This is a genomic window from Streptomyces sp. NPDC127119 (genome assembly GCF_042677425.1).
In the GTDB taxonomy this organism is placed as follows: domain Bacteria; phylum Actinomycetota; class Actinomycetes; order Streptomycetales; family Streptomycetaceae; genus Streptomyces.
Map to the genome: position 1 here is coordinate 22,128 of NZ_JBHXTO010000054.1, position 19,312 is coordinate 41,439.

The window sequence follows — 19,312 nt, forward strand, 5'->3', positions numbered from 1 at the left end:
GTCGGGCCGTGTGCCGGGCGGCGGGCGGCGTGCCAGGGGGAGAGCTGTGTTGCGGAGCTTGGGACAGAGGTCAGTGACCGGCAGCGACGAAGATCCGAGAGTGGCGGAGTTGCGTGCCGCCGTGTCCAGACTGCGCCGCGAACTCGCCGCGCTCCCGGCCGAGTTCCCCGATCGCGGCATCGCGGAGGACGAACTCGCGGCGCTCGCCGCGATGGCCGTCGGCGGCCTCCCCGAGATCCCGCGCCTGCGCCGCTCGCTCCTGCTGGTCGCCGGTTCCATCGGCTCGGTCAGCGCGCTGGCGACCGGACTCGCCGCGGTACGCAGCGCGGTCGAGCTCTTCGGAGAGCCGCCGCGCCGGTAACTCCCGCGCGGGGCAGGCTGGTTGGGGACCGCTCAGGCCGCCGGGCCCGAGTTCGCCAGTGCCTCGGACAGCTCCACCGCGACCTGCTGCAGCACGGGCACGATCCGCTCGGTGGCCGTCTCCGTGACACGGCCGGCCGGTCCGGAGATGGAAATCGCCGCGGCCGTGGGGGAGTTGGGCACGGAGACCGCGAGACAGCGGACCCCGATCTCCTGCTCGTTGTCGTCCACCGCGTAACCGGCGCGGCGCACCTCTTCGAGCGCGTTCAGGAAGCCGTCCGGAGTCGTGATCGTCTTGTCCGTGGCGGCGGGCATGCCCGTACGGGACAGCAGGGCGCGCACCTCGTCGGCCGGGACGTGGGCCAGCAGCGCCTTGCCGACGCCGGTGGAGTGCGGCAGCACCCGGCGGCCCACCTCGGTGAACATCCGCATCGAGTGCTTCGACGGCACCTGTGCCACGTACACGATCTCGTCGCCGTCGAGCAGGGCCATGTTCGCCGTCTCGCCGGTCTCCTCGACCAGCCGGGCCAGATAGGGCCGGGCCCAGGTGCCGAGCAGCCGCGACGCGGACTCGCCGAGCCGGATCAGGCGCGGGCCGAGCGCATAGCGTCGATTGGTCTGCTGGCGTACGTAACCGCAGACCACGAGCGTGCGCATCAGGCGGTGGATGGTGGGCAGGGGCAGCCCGCTGCTCGCGGACAGCTCGCTCAGTCCGACCTCGCCACCCGCGTCCGCCATCCGCTCCAGCAGGTCGAAGGCGCGCTCTAGGGACTGGACGCCACCGCCGGCGGCAGCCGGCTTGGTGGCGACCTCGGCGGAGGCGTCGCTGGCGCTGGGCGTCGGCACGGGCGCGGTCCTTTCAGACGGGCAGGCAGGTGGGAAGCCTACCCGGCAGTTGGTTGACTGCACGGCTGCGTGAGATTAAGTTCTGCTCTACGGAAGTGTATTTCCGCTTGGTGGAAACGTCCAGTGGCTGACGTGTGCGGGGTCGGTGTCGAGGCCGGCTCTTGACGGCATGGGGTGCGGAGTGAAGACTCCTTCAACAGAACGTTGAATTTCGTTACGCGGAAGTTAACGGCGGCGGTGGACGTCCGGCACGAGGCTTCCGGTACGGGGCCTCCGATACGAGACGTCCGGCATGGAAAGGGGTCCCGGTGTCCGACGACGGCTTGGTCCAACTGGTCCTGCGCTCGACGCGCGTCATCACTCCGGAAGGGACGCGCGCGGCCTCGGTCGCCGTCTCCGCGGGACGGATCACGGCCGTGCTCGCGCACGACGCCGAGGTGCCCGCCGGGGCCCGGCTGGAGGACTTCGGTGACGACGTCCTGCTGCCCGGACTCGTCGACACCCACGTGCACGTCAACGATCCGGGCCGCACGGAGTGGGAGGGCTTCTGGACCGCCACGCGCGCCGCGGCGGCCGGCGGCATCACGACCCTGGTCGACATGCCCCTCAACTCCCTGCCGCCCACCACGACGGTCGGCCACCTCCGTACGAAGGAGGACGTCGCCCGTGCCAAGGCGCACATCGACGTCGGGTTCTGGGGCGGCGCCCTGCCCGACAACGTCAAGGATCTGCGGCCGCTGCACGACGCGGGCGTCTTCGGCTTCAAGGCGTTCCTGTCACCCTCCGGGGTCGACGAGTTCCCCGAGCTGGACCAGGACCAACTCGCCCAGTCCCTCGCGGAGATCGCCGGATTCGGCGGACTGCTGATCGTCCACGCCGAGGACCCGCACCACCTCGCGGCGGCCCCGCAGAAGAGCGGCCGCAAGTACGCCGACTTCCTGGCCTCGCGACCGCGCGACGCCGAGGACACCGCCATCGCGAACGTCATCGCCCAGGCCGGTCGCCTCGACGCCCGTGTCCACGTCCTGCACCTGTCGTCCAGCGACGCGCTCCCGCTGATCGCGGCAGCCAAGCGCGAGGGCGTACGGGTCACGGCGGAGACCTGTCCGCACTATCTGACACTCACCGCCGAGGAAGTCCCGGACGGGGCGAGCGAGTTCAAGTGCTGCCCGCCCATCCGCGAGGCCGCGAACCAGGACCTCCTGTGGCAGGCGCTGGCCGACGGCACGATCGACTGCGTGGTCACCGACCACTCGCCGTCCACGGCCGACCTGAAGACCGACGACTTCGCGACCGCGTGGGGCGGCATCTCCGGGCTCCAGCTCAGCCTGTCGGCCGTCTGGACGGAGGCCCGCAAGCGAGGGCACACCCTGGAGGACGTGGTCCGCTGGATGTCCTCGGGCACGGCGGAACTGGTCGGCCTCGACGACCGCAAGGGCGCCATCGAGGCGGGCCGCGACGCCGACTTCGCGGTCCTCGCGCCCGACGAGACGTTCACCGTCGACCCGGCGGCGCTCCAGCACCGCAACCGCGTCACCGCGTACGCGGGCCGGACCCTGTACGGCGTGGTCCGCTCCACCTGGCTGCGCGGTGAACGCGTGGTGTCCGACGGAGAGTTCACCGCACCGGCCGGCCAACTCCTCTCCCGCCGAAGGCAGTCACAGCCATAGACAGCCACAGCCACGGGCAGTCACACGCCGACGTCCCGCAACCGCCCCGCATCCGCGGCGGCCGACCCCGAAAGGAAGACCTGATCACGTGACCGAGCAGCAGCCCTCTCCGGCTCGTTTCACCGGCGACGCGAACCCCTACGGAGGCGGTGACCCGTACGCGGACCACCGCACCGCCGACTTCCCCTTCACCCGGTACGCCAACCTCGCGGACCGGCAGCTCGGCGCCGCGGTCGTCGCCGCCAACGACGAGTTCTTCGCCCACCGCGAGAACCTGCTGCTGCCCGAGCCGGCCGAGTTCGACCCCGAGCGCTTCGGGCACAAGGGCAAGGTCATGGACGGCTGGGAGACCCGCCGCCGACGCGGTACCTCCGCCGAGCATCCCTGGCCCACGGACGACGACCACGACTGGGCGCTCGTACGCCTCGGCGCCCCCGGAGTCGTGCACGGGATCGTCGTCGACACCGCCCACTTCCGCGGCAACTACCCGCAGGCGGTGTCCGTCGAAGGGACCTCGGTACCCGGCTCGCCGTCCCCCGAGGACCTCCTCGCGGACGACGTCAAGTGGACAACTCTCGTACCCCGTACGGAGGTCGGCGGCCACGCGGCCAACGGGTTCGCCGTCGACGCCGGACAACTCGTCACCCACCTCCGCGTCAACCAGCACCCGGACGGCGGCATCGCGCGCCTCCGCGTCCACGGCGAGGTCGTCCCCGACCCGCGGTGGCTGTCCGTCCTCGGCAGCTTCGACGTGGTCGCCCTGGAGAACGGCGGCCACGTGGAGGACGCCTCCAACCGCTTCTACTCGCCGCCCACCAACACCATCCAGCCCGGCCGCTCCCACAAGATGGACGACGGCTGGGAGACACGGCGGCGGCGCGACCGGGGCCACGATTGGATCCGCTACCAGCTCGTCGCACGGTCCGAGATCCGCGCGATCGAGATCGACACGGCGTATCTGAAGGGCAACTCCGCGGGCTGGGCATCGGTCTCCGTCCGCGACGGCGCGGACGGAGACTGGCAGGAAGCCCTGCCCCGAACCCGCCTCCAGCCCGACACGAACCACCGCTTCGTCCTCCCCACGGCGGCCGTGGGCACGCACGCGCGCGTGGACATCTATCCGGACGGCGGAATCTCGCGCCTGCGGCTGTTCGGGGCGCTGACGGAGGAGGGGGTGTCGGGGCTGACGGCCCGACACCGGCAGCTCGGCGGGTAGGGCTAGGGGGTTTTGCCTGCGGGTTCGGTGGGGGCGGGTCCGAAGGATTGCGCAGTTCCCCGCGCCCCTGGGTACCTCAGCGCGTCCGCTGCCTTTCAGCCCGTCCGGCGTTTGAGGACGAGCGCGGAGCGCGATACGGGGGCGAGGGGGCGCAGCCCCCATGCAGTGACCCGCTGCCAACACCAACTGCCCCCCCGGGGGGGACGGGACCTGCTCAGCCGGACTTCTGGCTCTCGGCCGCCGCGAACAGCGCGAACGACAGCACGAGCAGCGCGACGCTCCCGTAGATCTCGCGGCCGTCGAGAAAGTCGAGCCCCTGTACGAGGCCCCAGCCGCGCAGCCGGCCGGTGAGCTCGTGGACCAGGCCGACCCCGCCCTGCAGGAGGGCGATCACACCGAGAAACTCCAGAACCTGCTTCATACGAGGATGCTCGCCCCGCGGCCCCGGCGGATTCATCGGCCACGGGTCGCGCCGCACACGGCGGAAGTCCCGGTACGGCGCCCGGGATCGCGCCGAAAGTCTGACGTGTCCGCGACTTTGGTAGCGGACCGGGCGACGGAGGCGGCACCGGCGCGCATCGATGCGTAGATTGCCGACTGTGAGTGATATCGCGCCGCTGCCGAAGCCCCCGAACCCCCCGGTCCGCCGGTGGTTTCTGCCGTCGGCCGTCACCTCGGAGCTGGACCCGGAGAACACCGACCGCAAGGGCCGCCCCCGGCGCACCGCGCGGGACTGGGCCGTCGACTTCGCCTGTTTCCTGATCGCCGTCGGGGTGGGCCTGCTCGGCGCGGACCAGGCGGACGGCGACCCGAACATCCCGTACGCTCTGGAGGTCGTCGACCAGTTGCTCGGCGCGGTCGCCTGCGCGGCCGTCTGGCTGAGGCGGCGCTGGCCGCTCGGCCTCGCCATCGCGATGGTGCCGGTCTGCTTCGTCTCCAACACCGCGGGCGGCGCCGGACTGGTCGCCCTGTTCACGCTCGCCGTGCACCGCCCCTTCAAGTACGTCGCCTGGACGGGCGGCGCGCAGCTCGCCCTGCTGCCCTTCTTCTCCTGGTGGCGTCCCGACGCCGACCTCCCGTACTTGGCCGTCGTCGGACTCGGTGTGCTGCTGACCGGCGCGGTGGTCGGCTGGGGCATGCTCGCGCGCTCCAAGCGGCAGCTCATGCTGAGCCTGCGCGACCGCGCACGGCGTGCCGAGACCGAGGCGGCGCTGCGCGCCGAGCAGGCGCAGCGGCTGGCCCGGGAGGCGATCGCGCGCGAGATGCACGACGTCCTCGCCCATCGTCTGACCCTGCTCAGCGTGCACGCCGGAGCGCTGGAGATCCGCCCGGACGCCCCCCGGGCGGAGGTCGCGCGGGCCTCCGGGGTGATCCGTGAGAGCGCCCACGAGGCCCTGCAGGACCTGCGGGAGATCATCGGGGTGCTCCGGGCCTCCGGGGACGACGCCGACGAGTCGGGGCGGCCCCAGCCGACGTTCGGCGCGCTGGAGGGGCTGGTCTCCGAGAGCCGGGAGGCCGACATGAAGGTCACGCTCGACAACCGGGTCGTCGACGCGGCGACCATCCCCGCCTCGGTGGGCCGCACCACGTACCGGATCGCCCAGGAGTGCCTGACCAACGCCCGTAAGCACGCCCCCGGCGCGGAGGTCACGGTCACCGTGGCCGGGGCCCCGGGCACCGGTCTCACCGTCTCCGTACGCAATCCGCCGCCGCCCGGCGACGTTCCGGATGTCCCGGGTTCCGGCCAGGGGCTCATCGGCCTCACCGAGCGGGCCGCACTGGCGGGCGGACACCTGGAACACGGTCCCGAAGGGGACGGCGGCTTCCTGGTGCACGCGTGGCTGCCCTGGGGATGACGGATCACTACGGTGGGCGCATGAATCCGATCCGTCTCCTCCTCGTCGACGACGACCCGCTGGTCAGAGCCGGCCTGTCCTTCATGCTGGGCGGCGCCGACGACCTGGAGATCGTGGGGGAGGGCGCCGACGGCAGCGAGGTCGAGGCGCTCGTCGACCGCACGCGCCCCGATGTCGTCCTCATGGACATCAGGATGCCGACGGTGGACGGGCTCGTCGCCACGGAACGGCTCCGGGGCCGCGAGGAGGCTCCCCAGGTCATCGTCCTCACCACCTTCCACGCCGACGAACAGGTGCTGCGGGCGCTGCGGGCGGGTGCGGCCGGCTTCGTCCTCAAGGACACGCCGCCCGCGGAGATCCTGCACGCGGTGCGCCGGGTCGCGGCGGGTGATCCGGTGCTGTCGCCCGCCGTGACGAGGCAGTTGATGGAACAGGCCGCGGGGGCGGGGCCCGACACGCGGCGTGCGGGTGCGCGTACGCGGGTCGCCGCACTCAACGACCGTGAACGCGAGGTCGCCGTGGCGGTGGGGCGGGGGTGTTCGAACGCGGAGATCGCGGCGGGGCTGTTCATGAGCGTCGCCACGGTGAAGACGCACGTCTCCCGAATCCTCGCGAAGCTGAGCCTCAACAATCGCGTCCAGATCGCGCTACTGACGTACGACGCGGGCCTGTTGGACAACGACGCCGATGACCGCTGACGCGTGCGCGTTTCGTCACGGTCTGCGGGCCGACGGCGGCTGATCGCGCAGTTCCCCGCGCCCCTGAATGGTGCCGACCGGTTTGTTGTCTGCGGCCGGGTGGGGGCTGGCCGCGCAGTTCCCCGCGCCCCTTCGGCGGGGTCGCTTGCCCTGGGGTGAAAAGCTGGGGCGCAGCCCCGGTTTTCAGGGGCGCGGGGAACTGCGCGACCGGCCACGACGGCGTCGCAGCCGACCACGCACCCCACCTCCACCGCACCCCCCGACCCGCGGCCGATTGCCAGTCGATCAGTCCCGGCCGCCCGGGATCTCCGACAGCGGAACAGACCGGCGCCCGCGCCGAGACAACTCGCACGCCTCCGCGACCCGCAACGCGTGCAACGCCTCACGCCCGTCGCACGGATTCGCCCGTTCCCCCCGCACCACCTCGACGAACGCGTGCAGCTCAGCCTCGTACGCGGGCCCGAACCGTTCCAGGAACCCCGTCCACGGCTTGGTGGCCGCAGGCGGCCCCGCCGGCTCCGTGGAGGCGATCGGCGTACGGTCGTCGAGCCCGACCCCGATCTGGTCCAGCTCCCCGGCCAGCTCCATGCGGACGTCGTAACCCGCCCCGTTCAGCCGCGTCGCCGTGGCCGTCGCGAGCGTCCCGTCGTCCAGCGTGAGGACGGCCGCCGCCGTGTCGATGTCACCCGCCTCGCGGAACATCGCGGGCCCGGCGTCCGATCCCATCGCGTAGACCTCGGTGATCTCACGCCCGGTGACCCACCGCAGCATGTCGAAGTCGTGCACGAGGGTGTCCCGATACAGCCCGCCGGAGAGCGGCAGATGCTCGGCCGGCGGCGGCGACTGGTCCGAGGTCATGGCCCGTACGGTGTGCAGTCGGCCGAGCTGCCCCGACCGCACCACCTCCCGCGCGGCGGCGTACCCCGAGTCGAAGCGCCGCTGGAAGCCCATTTGCAGGATCGTTCCGGCGGCCTCGACCTCCGCGATGGCCGTGAGGGTGCCTGTCAGGTCGAGGGCGATGGGCTTCTCGCAGAACACGGGCAGTCCGGCGCGGGCTGCCCGACCGATCAGTTCGCCGTGTGCCGAGGTGGCCGCGGTGATGACCACGGCGTCCACCCCCCAGGTGAAGATTTCGTCCACGCCGGGTGCCGCGGTGGCACCTAAGCGGTCCGCGAGCCGGCGTGCTCGTGCGGGATCCGCGTCCGTGACGATGAGGGAGCCGCCCACCTCGCGGTGGCGGCTGAGGGCGGTCGCATGAAATGTACCGATACGACCCGTCCCGATGAGTCCGATGCGCATGCGACAAAGTTGAGGGCGAACCCTACACCCTGTCAACTCTTTGTCCGGACAATCGAACCTCACAACTTCCCGTCAACATGCACCGGAGCTACGCTCGGGCCCGTGCCCAAACCAGATGTGGACCCGACCACGCCGCTCCAGCTCAGCGTCGACCGGAACAGCCCGGTACCGCTGTACTTCCAGCTGGCCCAGCAACTCGAAGCGGCGATCGAGCGCGGTGCCCTCACCCCGGGCAGCCTGCTGGGCAACGAGATCGAGCTCGCCGGACGCCTCGGTCTGTCCCGCCCCACGGTCCGCCAGGCCATCCAGTCGCTGGTGGACAAGGGCCTCCTCGTACGCCGTCGGGGTGTCGGCACCCAGGTCGTCCACAGCCAGGTCAAGCGCCCCCTGGAACTCAGCAGCCTCTACGACGACCTGGAGGCGGCCGGTCAGCGTCCGGCGACCCGTGTCCTCGTCAACACCGTCGTCCCGGCGACGGCCGAGGTGGCGGCGGCCCTGTCGGTGGCGGAGGGCAGCGAGGTGCACCGGGTGGAGCGGCTGCGGCTGGCCCACGGCGACCCGATGGCGTACCTCTGCAACCATCTGCCGCCCGGCCTGCTCGACCTGGACAGCGCACAGTTGGAGGCCACCGGTCTGTACCGGCTGATGCGCGTCGCGGGCATCACCCTGCACAGCGCCCGCCAGTCCGTCGGCGCACGGGCCGCCACCGCCGTGGAGGCCGAGCGCCTCGACGAGTCCGCCGGCGCCCCGCTGCTCACCATGCAGCGCACCACCTTCGACGACACGGGCCGCGCCGTCGAGTTCGGCTCGCACACCTACCGCGCCTCGCGCTACTCCTTCGAGTTCCAGCTGCTCGTCCGCCCCTGAGCTGGTACGACTCCACGCACTCCCGCGCATGCCCGCGTGGCGGTGTCGACGGCCCCGCTGTCCGGAATCCTTCACTCCGTATCCGATACTTGGTTGTTTCATGTATCGGACATCAAGAAGGGCACGGCCTCGTGGCACGGTTTCGGACCTGGGTCAGCATCGCGGTGGCAGGGGCGCTGGGCGCATCCCTGGCCGGGTGCAGCAGCACCGGCGGCAAGCGCGCCGAGGACGCCCGCAAGGCGGCGTCGGCCCAGGGCGGGGGCGCGGTGAGCACGCCGCGCTGGACCGTCGCGATGATCACCCACTCGGGTGATGGCGACACCTTCTGGGACATCGTCCAGAACGGCGCCCAGCAGGCCGCCGACAAGGACAACATCAAGTTCCTGTACTCCCACGACGACGAGGGACAGCAGCAGGCGCAGCTCGTGGACGCAGCCGTGGACAAGGGCGTCGACGGCATCGTCGTCACCCTCGCCAAGCCCGACGCCATGAAGAGCGCGGTCGCGCGCGCCGTGAAGGCGGGCATCCCCGTGATCACCGTGAACTCGGGATCCGAGAAGTCCAAGGAGTTCGGCGCGCTCACCCACATCGGGCAGGACGAGACGATCGCCGGCGAGGCCGTCGGGGACGAGCTGAACAGGCGTGGCCGGAAAACGGCCCTCTGCGTCCTCCACGAACAGGGCAATGTCGGCCATGAGCAGCGCTGCGCGGGCGTGAAGAAGACCTTCGACGGCACCGTGCGGAACATCTACGTGGAGGGCACCGACATGTCGGCCGTCCAGTCCTCCATCGGCGCCAAGCTCCAGGCGGACACCGCGGTCGACGCCGTCGTCACCCTCGGCGCGCCCTACGCGGACACCGCGGTCAAGGCCAAGGAGGACGCGGGCAGCAAGGCCGAGATCGACACCTTCGACCTGAACGCCAAGGTCGCCGCCTCCCTCAAGGACGGCACCCTCGGCTTCGCCGTCGACCAGCAGCCGTACCTCCAGGGGTACGAGGCCGTGGACCTGCTCTGGCTGTACCGGTACAACGCCGACACCCTCGGCGGCGGACGCCCCGTCCTCACCGGCCCGCAGATCATCACCAAGGACCAGGCCGCAGAGCTGGAGAGCTACGCGGACCGGGGCACCCGATGACCGCGACGAACCCCACGCCTCCCACGCCCCCCGGGGGTTCCACGGGCTCCACCGCGGACGACCGGCTGCTGCGGACCTCGCCGCTGCACAGGCTGCTGGGCCGGCCCGAGCTGGGCTCGGTGGTCGGCGCGCTCGCCGTCTTCCTCTTCTTCGCGCTGATCGCGGACGGTTTCGTACGGGCCGCGGGGCTCAGCACCGTGCTGTACGCGGCCTCCACCATCGGCATCATGGCGGTGCCCGTCGCCCTGCTGATGATCGGCGGCGAGTTCGACCTGTCCGCCGGCGTCATGGTGACGTCGTCCGCGCTGATCTCGTCGATGTTCAGCTACCAGATGACCGCGAACGTCTGGGTGGGCGTCGGGGTCTCGCTCCTCGTCACCCTCGCGATCGGCTTCTTCAACGGGTTCATGCTCACCCGCACCAAGCTGCCCAGCTTCATCATCACGCTCGGCACCTTCCTCATGCTGACCGGGATGAACCTCGGCTTCACCAAGCTGATCAGCGGCACCGTCTCCACCAAGACGATCGCCGACATGGAGGGCTTCGCCTCCGCCAAGGCCCTCTTCGCGTCCGTCCTCACCGTCGGCGGCGTCGACTTCAAGGTCACCATCCTGTGGTGGCTGGGCCTGGTCGCCCTCGCCTCCTGGATCCTGCTGCGCACCCGCGTCGGCAACTGGATCTTCGCCGTCGGTGGCGGAAAGGAAGCGGCCCGCGCGGTGGGCGTACCCGTCGCCGCGACCAAAATCGGCCTCTACATGGGGGTGTCCTTCGCCGCCTGGATCGCCGGACAGCACCTGCTCTTCTCCTTCGACGCCGTGCAGTCGGGAGAGGGCGTCGGCAAGGAGCTGACGTACATCATCGCGGCCGTCATCGGCGGCTGCCTGATCACCGGCGGGTACGGCTCCGCCATCGGCTCGGCGGTCGGCGCGCTGATCTTCGGTATGACCGACAAGGGCATCGTGTTCGCCGAGTGGAATCCCGACTGGTTCAAGTTCTTCCTCGGGGCGATGCTGCTCCTCGCGACCCTGCTGAACGCCTGGGTCCGCAAGCGCGCGGAGGCCACGGCATGACGCAGCCCGCCACGACGACGTCCACCGGGCGCACGCCCCTGGTCGAGCTCGACGACGTCAGTAAGTACTACGGCAACATCCGCGCCCTGGAGGGTGTCTCGCTGGAGGTCCACGCGGGGGAGATCACCTGCGTCCTCGGCGACAACGGCGCCGGCAAGTCGACCCTGATCAAGATCATCGCGGGGCTCCACCAGCACGACGCGGGCACCTTCCGCATCGAGGGCGAGGACACCCGCCCGGCGTCCCCGCGGGAGGCCCTGGACCGCGGTATCGCCACGGTCTACCAGGACCTCGCCGTCGTCCCCCTGATGCCGGTCTGGCGCAACTTCTTCCTCGGCTCCGAGCCCCGCAAGGGGTCCGGCCCCTTCAAGCGCCTGGACGTCGACCTCATGCGCCGCACGACCCACGCGGAACTCCTGCGCATGGGCATCGACCTGCGGGACGTCGACCAGCCCATCGGCACCCTCTCGGGCGGCGAGCGCCAGTGCGTGGCGATCGCCCGGGCCGTCCACTTCGGCGCGAAGGTCCTCGTCCTCGACGAGCCCACCGCGGCGCTGGGCGTCAAACAGTCCGGTGTGGTCCTCAAATATGTGGCCGCCGCACGTGACGCGGGCCTGGGTGTCGTCTTGATCACCCACAACCCCCATCACGCGTACCTCGTCGGCAATCGCTTCGTCCTCCTCAAACGCGGCACCATGGTCGGCAACCACACCCGGGAAGAGATCACCCTGGACGAACTGACCCGCCAAATGGCGGGCGGCAACGAACTGGACGACCTCCGCCACGAACTGGAGGGCAGCGCCTCGTAGGGCGCCCCGGGTGGTGCCCCGCAGGGGGCGCGGGGCCGCGTCGATCTGCGGCTCCACCGCCTGGGCTCGCCCGGCCGGGGCCTCTTTCAGGGGCGCGGGGAACTGCGCGACCAGCCACGACGCTCCCGCAGGCAGCGAATCACCGGCACCACCCCAGGGCGCCCCGTGCGCGGCGAAGGACGCCGCCGTGCGGCCGAGCGGCAGCGTGGGGCAGAATCGGCGCGATGAGCACCTACCGCGACCTCGCCCTGCCCAGGGCGCTCGGCTCCGCCAGAGCCGCGGGCGCCCCCATCGGCTCCCGCCGTGCCACCGCCCTGCGCACCGTGGGCACGCGCGAGCGCCGTTCCCACCTGACGGCACCGCGCGTCCCCACCGTCGGCATCGACATCGGCGGCACGAAGGTGATGGCGGGCGTCGTGGACGCGGACGGCAACATCCTGGAGAAGGTCCGCACCGAGACCCCCGACAAGTCCAAGAGCCCCAAGGTCGTCGAGGACACCATCCTCGAACTGGTCCTGGACCTCTCCGACCGCCACGACGTGCACGCGGTCGGCATCGGCGCGGCCGGCTGGGTCGACGCGGAGCGCAACCGGGTCCTGTTCGCACCCCACCTCTCCTGGCGCAACGAACCCCTGCGGGACCGCCTGGCGGGCCGCCTCGCCGTCCCCGTCCTGGTGGACAACGACGCGAACGCCGCCGCCTGGGCGGAGTGGCGCTTCGGCGCGGGCCGCGGCGAGGACCACCTCGTCATGATCACGCTCGGCACCGGGATCGGCGGCGCGATCCTGGAGGACGGGCAGGTCAAGCGCGGCAAGTTCGGGGTGGCGGGCGAGTTCGGCCATATGCAGGTCGTGCCCGGCGGTCACCGCTGCCCGTGCGGCAACCGCGGCTGCTGGGAGCAGTACAGCTCCGGCAACGCCCTGGTCCGCGAGGCCCGCGAACTCGCCGCCGCCGACTCCCCGGTGGCCTACGGCATCATCGAGCACGTCAAGGGAAACATCGCCGAGATCACCGGCCCGATGATCACCGAGCTGGCCCGTGAGGGCGACGCGATGTGCATCGAGCTGCTCCAGGACATCGGCCAGTGGCTGGGCGTCGGCATCGCGAACCTCGCGGCGGCCCTCGACCCCTCCTGCTTCGTCATCGGCGGCGGCGTCAGCGCGGCCGACGACCTCCTGATCGGCCCCGCGCGCGACGCCTTCCGCCGCCATCTGACCGGCCGCGGCTACCGCCCCGAGGCCCGGATCGCCCGCGCCCAGCTCGGCCCCGAGGCCGGCATGGTCGGCGCCGCGGACCTGGCCCGCCTCGTGGCCCGCCGCTTCCGGCGCGCCAACCGGCGCCGCGTCGAGCGGTACGAGCGCTACGAGCGGTACGCCGAGTCGCGCCGCGAGGCGCAGGAGACGCTGTGATGACGGCCTCGCTGCCGCGCCAGGCCTCACCCCCGGACGAGCCGCCGCGCCCGCCCGAGGAGCCGGGCCACAGGATCCGCCGCCGCGCCCTGACCCTGCTGATCATCGTGCTGCTCATCGGTGTCCCGGCGGGCTATCTGGTGATCTCCGCCAACCAGAGCCGTGACAGCGGCAAGGACAAGGAGGCGAAGTACTCGGCGACCGGGCTCACCCCGGGCTGGCCCTCCCGGGTCCAGCGCCGCCTGTACCAGGTGCCCATCCCCGGCTACTCGGCCGAGGTCGCGTACTACGAGACGAACAACTGGAAGACCAGCCGTCTCTACGTCCAGTTCCTCACCAGCGACGAGGGCCTGGAGAAGTTCCTCAAGACCATCGGGACCAGCCTCGACGCCCTGGAGAAGGACGAACTCGCCATCAGCGCACGCGACCGGCGGGTCGTCGGCTGGGAGTTCACCGGGCCCGGTCCCTGGTCGGGCCTGAACCACGCACGGAAGAACCCGATGCCCACGCAGCACATCGTCGTGGACTGGGCGAAGCCCGGCCATCCCATGGTCTACGTGGTCTCCAGAACGACCCCCTGACCCACCCCGAAGCCACCGCGACCACGCCCCGACCACCTGCCCCTTCCGGCCGACGGGCCGCGTTGTCAGACCCGGCCCGTAGAGTCGAAGACGATCGATCCGACCGGGACGAGAGCGGGCGAGGGAGGTGGCCGGGAGCATGACCGCGGGGACGCGTACGAGTACGGGGACGGGTGAGGGGACGAGCACGGGGGAGCCCCGTGCCGAGGCCGGCCCCGGCGCCGGGCCGAAGCCCGAGGTCTCCCTCCGGCTGGCCGCGGTGTTCCTGCCCGCCCCGTTGCCCCGCGGCGGACGGATGGCCTTCTGGGACCCGGACGGCGACCTCCCGCTCCCCACACCGGACACCGAGCTGACGGTCGTACGACGGCACGGCACGGGGGCACGACGGCACGCGGTCCCCGCGCTGACCATGCCGGTCACCGAGGCCCTGCCACTTCTGGTGCGGGCCAGGAGCGACCCCGCCGCCCACCCCGCCACGGCCTGCTGGGGAGCCGCCGCCCTGCACGCGCTGCGGCTCGTTGCACGCGGCCGGCTGCTGCCCGGCCTGACCCCCGAAGGGGTCGACGCGTGGCGTGCGGGCCCCCTGGACCCGGACGACATCGCCCACCTCAGGGCGATCGCCGCGGCCCTCCCGTACGAGGGACACGCCGTCCCCCTGCCGGGCAGTGGCCCGCTCAGGCTGCCCGAGCCGGAAGCGCTGACACGCGCCTTCCTGGACGCGGTCGCCGACGCCCTGCCCCGCACCCCGGCCGCTCCGTACGCGGCGGGGAGGCCCTTCGCGGCGAGCGGGGCCCAGCGGCTGCCGGGCGCCCAGGACTGGGCGGCGGAGGTCGCCGCCGGCATGGACGCCGGGGTCCGCATCTCCCTGCGTCTCGACCTGTCCGCGGACGAGCTCTTCGACGACGGCGAGGGCGCGCGGCGGGCGGGCGCGGCCGTCGTCCAGGTGCACAGCCTCGCCGACCCCACTCTCGTCGTCGACGCGGCGGCCCTGTGGGCGGGCACCGCGGACGCCACGTTCGGCCCGCGCGCCCGGGTCGACGCGGCCCTGGCCGTGCGCCGCGCGGCCCGCGTCTGGCCGCCCCTGGACCGGCTGTCCGCGCAGGACGTGCCGGACGTACTGGCCCTGTCCGAGGACGAGCTGTCGGACCTGCTCGGTGTGGCGGCCACCCGCCTCGGCGCGGCTGGGGTCGCCGTGCACTGGCCGCGCGACCTCGCCCAGGACCTGAGCGCGGCGGCGGTCGTCCGCCCCGCGCCGGGCTCGGCCACGGACGGGACGGGCTTCTTCGAGAGTGAGGAACTGCTCCAGTTCCGCTGGCAGCTGGCCCTGGGCGGCGACCCGCTCAGCGAGGCGGAGATGGACGCCCTCGCCGAGGCGCACCGCCCCGTCGTCCGGCTGCGGGACCAGTGGGTGCTCGTCGACCCGGCCCTCGTCCGCAAGGCCCGCAAACGCGAACTGGGCCTGCTCGACCCGGTCGACGCCCTCTCCGCGGCCCTCAGCGGCAGTGTGGAGGTCGACGGGGAGAGCGTCGAGGCGGTGCCCGTCGGAGCGCTCGCCGCGCTGCGCGACCGCCTCACGGCCGGACTGCGCCCCGCCGAACCGCCGCCCGGCCTGCGGGCGACCCTCCGCGACTACCAGCTGCGCGGGCTGGCCTGGCTCGACCTCATGACCTCGCTCGGCCTGGGCGGCTGCCTCGCCGACGACATGGGACTCGGCAAGACCATCACCGTCATCGCCCTCCATCTGAAGCGGGCGCGTACCGAGCCGACCCTCGTCATCTGCCCCGCCTCGCTGCTCGGCAACTGGCAGCGGGAGATCGAGCGGTTCGCCCCCGGCGTGCCCGTGCGCCGTTTCCACGGACCGGAGCGCTCCCTGGCGGACATGGACGGAGGCTTCGTCCTGACCACCTACGGGACGATGCGTTCGACGGCACCGCGGCTCGCCGAGCAGACCTGGGGCATGGTCGTCGCGGACGAGGCCCAGCACGTCAAGAACCCGTACTCGGCGACGGCCAAGGCCCTGCGGACCATCTCCGCACCGGCCAGGGTCGCGCTGAGCGGCACACCGGTGGAGAACAACCTCTCCGAGCTGTGGGCCCTGCTCGACTGGACGACCCCGGGACTCCTCGGCCCCCTGAAGTCCTTCCGCGCCCGGCACGCGCGCGCCGTGGAGAACGGCGAGGACGAGGAGGCCGTGGCCCGCCTCGCCCGGCTGATCCGGCCCTTCCTCCTCCGGCGCAAGAAGTCCGACCCGGGCATCGTCCCCGAACTGCCGCCCAAGACGGAGACGGACCACCCCGTCCCCCTCAGCCGCGAACAGGCCTCCCTGTACGAGGCCGTGGTCCGCGAGTCGATGCTCGCCATCGAGACCACGCAGGGCATCGCCAGACGGGGCCTCGTCCTCAAGCTCCTCACCGCGCTCAAGCAGATCTGCGACCACCCCGCGCTGTATCTGAAGGAGGAGCCCGACGGGCTCCCCAGTGGCTCCGGAACGGCTCGACAGGCCGCCCGTTCCGGCAAACTGGCCCTGCTCGACGAGCTGTTGGACACGCTGCTCGCCGAGGACGGCTCGGCCCTCGTCTTCACCCAGTACGTGGGGATGGCCCGGCTGATCACGAACCACCTCACGGCACGCGCGGTCCCCGTCGAACTGCTCCACGGCGGCACGCCGGTGTTCGAGCGCGAACACATGGTGGACCGCTTCCAGAGCGGGGCGACGCCGATCCTGATCCTGTCGCTGAAGGCCGCCGGTACGGGTCTCAACCTCACGCGCGCGGGGCATGTCATCCACTTCGACCGCTGGTGGAACCCGGCCGTCGAGGAACAGGCCACCGACCGCGCCTACCGCATCGGCCAGACCCAGCCCGTCCAGGTGCACCGCCTCATCACCGAGGGCACCGTCGAGGACCGCATCGCCGACATGCTCGCCTCCAAGCGGGCCCTGGCGGACGCGATCCTCGGCTCCGGCGAGGCGTCCCTGACGGAACTGACCGACCGCGACCTGTCCGACCTGGTGTCACTGCGGAGGTCCACGTGATGTCTCCGACGGATCAGCCGGGTACGGACGGTGAGGGGACGGACGAGCGCCCGCCGGCGGCGTCGCCGGGTGCGTCCCGTGCGGAAAGCCGGGCCGCTGACGACAGGACGCCTCAAGCCGAGGCCCAGGCCCCCGCCCCCGCCCACGACGATGTGGCGTCTTCGGTGCACGGCTCCCGCCCGGCGGCCGAGGGGACGCGACCCGCCGACGCCGCCCGACGGGCCCTGCGGGAAGCCCGCCGAGCTGAAGCGACCTCGGACTCGGGCCTGGGCTCGGAATCGGGCTCAGGTCCGGGCTCGGGGGAGTCCTCCGTGGCTCCGGCCTCGAAAGCGCCCCCGGCAGCCGTGGAGCCACGCCGCCGAGCCGTCGACGGAACCGCGGCATCCGGGCCCCGCCCGGGCGACGCCGCGCGCGAGGCACTGCGGCGAGCGGTGAGCCGTACCGGCGGTGACACCGCCGCGGGGACCGAGGGCGGGGGAGGAGCACCGGGCTCCGTGGACACCCAGCAGCCGGAGGCCCGTGGCTCACGCCCGGCGTCCGAGGCGACGGCGACAGGGCTGCCCGACGCGGGGTCCGATGCGGCCTCCGTGTCCGATGCGATCGCCGAGCCGGAGGCGGTCGGCCGACCCGACGAGGTCTCCGCGCCGCCCGCGGCCGACCGGCCCGACGTTCCCTCCGAAGCCTCGCGGCCCGGCGACGTGGCCCGGGAGGCGCTGCGTGCCGCGCGCATCCAGGCGGAGCGGGAGCGAACTGCCGCGCAGGACAAGGGAGTCGGGGCGTCCAGGAAGCGGCGCGGGGGCGCCGCGGTCACCGCCCCCGGCTCTCGTCCGGCGCGTCCCACCGGTCCGAGCCGCGAGGCCGCGGCCCATGTACGGGAACTGGCCGAGATGCTGGGCAACAGCCTCGATCTGTCGTCCCGGCTGGAGAGGGAAGAGCGGGCGGACGAGTCCGGCACGGCCACGGAAGCCGGTTCCGAAGCCGGTGCCGACGCCGGCCCCCTCAGCTCCGAAGCCGCCCACCCCCACCCACATCCCCCTGCCGAGCCCGCCCCCGGCATCTTCGCCGTCCCCGGCAAGCCCCCGGCCCCCGCACAGCGCAGCGCCCCCGCAGCGGGTCGTTCCATGGCCGCCCCCGCCCGGGACGGTGAGCTGCGGCGTACGTTCCCGCCACCGAAGCGTGCGCGGCGTGAGGGGGGCGGGTTCGCCGAGACGTGGTGGGGCAACGCGTGGGTCGCCGCGCTGGAGGAGATGGCGCTCGACGCGGCGCGGCTCGGGCGGGGGAAGGCGTACGCGGGGGAGGGACACGTCGACGCGGTCACGGTCACGCCGGGGCTCGTGCTCGCCTATGTGCACGGGAGCCGTCCGCGGCCGTACCGCGTGCAGATCCGGATGCGTACGCTCTCGGACGACGACTGGGAGCGATTCCTCGGCGCCGCCGCCGAACGCCCGGCCCACATCGCCGCGTTGCTCGACAAGGAGCTGCCCCAGGCACTCGCCGACTGCGGGGTGGACCTGCTCCCCGGCCCCGGCGACCTGGTCCCGCGCTGCAGTTGCCCCGACTCCGGTCACCCCTGCAAGCACGCGGCGGCCCTCTGCTACCAGACCGCGCGGCTGCTGGACGAAGACCCGTTCGTGCTCCTCCTGTTGCGCGGCCGGGGCGAGCGCGAACTGCTGGACGAGCTGTCCCGGCGCAACGCCACGCTGGCCGCCCGTTCGGCCCGCGCCGCCGAGGAGCCGGCACTTCCCGGAGTTCCGGCGCGCGAGGCGGTCGAGCGCCGCGTACGGGCGGCCCTGCCGGCCCCGCTGCCGCCGCCCGCGCATCCCGAACAGCCCCCGGCCTACCCGGCGTCGCCCGGCGGGCCCGACCCGTTCGCGCTGGACCAGTTGGCCACCGACGCGGCCGCCCGCGCGCACGCGCTGCTCACCACCGGCCGCGACCCCCTGGCCGAGCTGACGCTCTGGCAGGACGCCGTCCGGCTCGCCGCCACCCGCCCGGGTTCCGGCCTCACCGCCACCACCCGCGCCCTCTACGCGGACCTGGCCACCGCCGCGCGTCGCACCCCGGGAGACCTGGCCCGCGCGGTCGCCGCATGGCGCCAGGGCGGGCTCGAAGGGCTCGCCGTCCTCGAAGAGGCCTGGGACCCTCCGGCGGGCCGTTTCGACCGGGCCCGCCCCCTCCTCCTCGCGGCCGACTTCCCCGCCTTCCGTCCCTGGCACAACCACCTCACGCACCCCCACGGCCACATACAGCTCCGTCTGGGCCACGACGGCCTCTGGTACGCGTACGAGTCGGAACCGGGCCACGACGACTGGTGGCCCCGCGGCACCCCCGACCTGGACCCGGTCGGCGCCCTCACCGGCCTGGGCTCGCCGACCGACGTCTGAGCGCGCCCGACTCCCGCGATTCACCGGCGAGTCGGCGCGTGGCCTCGTACCATGGCGCCCATGATCCTCAGCCGGTG

At 72.6% G+C, this 19,312-nt stretch carries 16 protein-coding genes; 13 read left to right on the top strand and 3 right to left on the bottom strand.

Translation table 11 applies throughout. From position 1 onward, the window contains the following. Positions 1-46 precede the first annotated feature (46 nt). A complete protein-coding gene (locus tag ACFVH5_RS22885) occupies positions 47-361 on the top strand; it encodes a DUF5955 family protein (RefSeq protein WP_385835471.1) in 315 nt (104 codons plus the stop codon). A gap of 32 nt (positions 362-393) precedes the next feature. Here the strand turns inward: ACFVH5_RS22885 and ACFVH5_RS22890 are convergent, their stop codons facing one another. Beyond that, positions 394-1,206, bottom strand: coding sequence for an IclR family transcriptional regulator (locus ACFVH5_RS22890; RefSeq protein ID WP_385835473.1), 813 nt, complete (start codon positions 1,204-1,206; stop codon positions 394-396). A 308-nt stretch (positions 1,207-1,514) separates the two neighbouring features. Here ACFVH5_RS22890 and allB point away from each other — a divergent pair, with 308 nt between their 5' ends. Further along, positions 1,515-2,876, top strand: a complete 1,362-nt coding sequence (gene allB, locus ACFVH5_RS22895; RefSeq protein WP_385835474.1) for an allantoinase AllB — start codon at positions 1,515-1,517, stop codon at positions 2,874-2,876. 88 nt (positions 2,877-2,964) lie between these two features. After that, positions 2,965-4,092: an allantoicase gene (alc, locus tag ACFVH5_RS22900; RefSeq protein ID WP_385835475.1), complete on the top strand. Its 1,128-nt coding sequence runs from the start codon at positions 2,965-2,967 to the stop codon at positions 4,090-4,092. Between the two features lie 214 nt (positions 4,093-4,306). Here the strand turns inward: alc and ACFVH5_RS22905 are convergent, their stop codons facing one another. Then, a complete protein-coding gene (locus ACFVH5_RS22905; protein WP_384806911.1) occupies positions 4,307-4,513 on the bottom strand; it encodes a hypothetical protein in 207 nt (68 codons plus the stop codon). A 169-nt stretch (positions 4,514-4,682) separates the two neighbouring features. Between ACFVH5_RS22905 and ACFVH5_RS22910 the strand changes: the two genes are divergently transcribed. Both ACFVH5_RS22910 and ACFVH5_RS22915 read left to right on the top strand, forming a co-directional pair. Beyond that, positions 4,683-5,948 carry a sensor histidine kinase gene (locus tag ACFVH5_RS22910; protein WP_385835476.1) on the top strand — a complete coding sequence of 422 codons (1,266 nt, stop codon included), beginning with the start codon at positions 4,683-4,685 and terminating at the stop codon, positions 5,946-5,948. Positions 5,949-5,968: 20 nt separating this feature from the next. Beyond that, positions 5,969-6,646 carry a response regulator gene (locus tag ACFVH5_RS22915; RefSeq protein ID WP_385835477.1) on the top strand — a complete coding sequence of 226 codons (678 nt, stop codon included), beginning with the start codon at positions 5,969-5,971 and terminating at the stop codon, positions 6,644-6,646. A 285-nt stretch (positions 6,647-6,931) separates the two neighbouring features. On the opposite strand, the gene ACFVH5_RS22920 is transcribed toward ACFVH5_RS22915, so the two are convergent. After that, entirely contained in the window at positions 6,932-7,945 is a 1,014-nt protein-coding gene (locus tag ACFVH5_RS22920) for a Gfo/Idh/MocA family oxidoreductase (protein ID WP_384806920.1), read from the bottom strand. Between the two features lie 117 nt (positions 7,946-8,062). Between ACFVH5_RS22920 and ACFVH5_RS22925 the strand changes: the two genes are divergently transcribed. The 8 genes from ACFVH5_RS22925 to ACFVH5_RS22960 all read left to right on the top strand — a co-directional run bounded on the left by ACFVH5_RS22925 (position 8,063) and on the right by ACFVH5_RS22960 (position 19,235). Further along, a complete protein-coding gene (locus tag ACFVH5_RS22925; protein WP_107016720.1) occupies positions 8,063-8,812 on the top strand; it encodes a GntR family transcriptional regulator in 750 nt (249 codons plus the stop codon). A 131-nt stretch (positions 8,813-8,943) separates the two neighbouring features. Continuing rightward, on the top strand, positions 8,944-9,948 hold the full coding sequence (locus ACFVH5_RS22930) for a sugar ABC transporter substrate-binding protein (protein ID WP_385835479.1): 1,005 nt from the start codon (positions 8,944-8,946) through the stop codon (positions 9,946-9,948). Further along, positions 9,945-11,018, top strand: coding sequence for an ABC transporter permease (locus tag ACFVH5_RS22935; protein WP_385835480.1), 1,074 nt, complete (start codon positions 9,945-9,947; stop codon positions 11,016-11,018). Before ACFVH5_RS22930 ends, ACFVH5_RS22935 begins: the two co-directional genes overlap by 4 nt. Next, positions 11,015-11,827, top strand: a complete 813-nt coding sequence (locus ACFVH5_RS22940; RefSeq protein ID WP_384806929.1) for an ATP-binding cassette domain-containing protein — start codon at positions 11,015-11,017, stop codon at positions 11,825-11,827. Before ACFVH5_RS22935 ends, ACFVH5_RS22940 begins: the two co-directional genes overlap by 4 nt. A 224-nt stretch (positions 11,828-12,051) precedes the next feature. Next, positions 12,052-13,236: an ROK family glucokinase gene (locus ACFVH5_RS22945; protein WP_210888539.1), complete on the top strand. Its 1,185-nt coding sequence runs from the start codon at positions 12,052-12,054 to the stop codon at positions 13,234-13,236. Continuing rightward, positions 13,236-13,817, top strand: a complete 582-nt coding sequence (locus tag ACFVH5_RS22950; protein WP_384806933.1) for a sugar kinase — start codon at positions 13,236-13,238, stop codon at positions 13,815-13,817. The genes ACFVH5_RS22945 and ACFVH5_RS22950 overlap by 1 nt, the downstream gene beginning before the upstream one ends. Positions 13,818-13,956: 139 nt before the next feature. After that, positions 13,957-16,851 carry an SNF2-related protein gene (locus ACFVH5_RS22955; protein ID WP_385835481.1) on the top strand — a complete coding sequence of 965 codons (2,895 nt, stop codon included), beginning with the start codon at positions 13,957-13,959 and terminating at the stop codon, positions 16,849-16,851. 311 nt (positions 16,852-17,162) lie between these two features. Continuing rightward, positions 17,163-19,235, top strand: a complete 2,073-nt coding sequence (locus ACFVH5_RS22960; RefSeq protein ID WP_385835483.1) for an SWIM zinc finger family protein — start codon at positions 17,163-17,165, stop codon at positions 19,233-19,235. Positions 19,236-19,312 lie beyond the last annotated feature (77 nt).

Bases quoted from the DNA above. Each gene is read 5' to 3' on its own strand.
- ACFVH5_RS22905 (WP_384806911.1), bottom strand. From the start codon at position 4,513: ATGAAGCAGGTTCTGGAGTTTCTCGGTGTGATCGCCCTCCTGCAGGGC.
- ACFVH5_RS22915 (WP_385835477.1), top strand. From the start codon at position 5,969: ATGAATCCGATCCGTCTCCTCCTCGTCGACGACGACCCGCTGGTCAGA.
- ACFVH5_RS22945 (WP_210888539.1), top strand. From the start codon at position 12,052: ATGAGCACCTACCGCGACCTCGCCCTGCCCAGGGCGCTCGGCTCCGCC.
- ACFVH5_RS22950 (WP_384806933.1), top strand. From the start codon at position 13,236: ATGACGGCCTCGCTGCCGCGCCAGGCCTCACCCCCGGACGAGCCGCCG.
- ACFVH5_RS22955 (WP_385835481.1), top strand. From the start codon at position 13,957: ATGACCGCGGGGACGCGTACGAGTACGGGGACGGGTGAGGGGACGAGC.
- ACFVH5_RS22920 (WP_384806920.1), bottom strand. From the start codon at position 7,945: ATGCGCATCGGACTCATCGGGACGGGTCGTATCGGTACATTTCATGCG.
- ACFVH5_RS22940 (WP_384806929.1), top strand. From the start codon at position 11,015: ATGACGCAGCCCGCCACGACGACGTCCACCGGGCGCACGCCCCTGGTC.
- ACFVH5_RS22935 (WP_385835480.1), top strand. From the start codon at position 9,945: ATGACCGCGACGAACCCCACGCCTCCCACGCCCCCCGGGGGTTCCACG.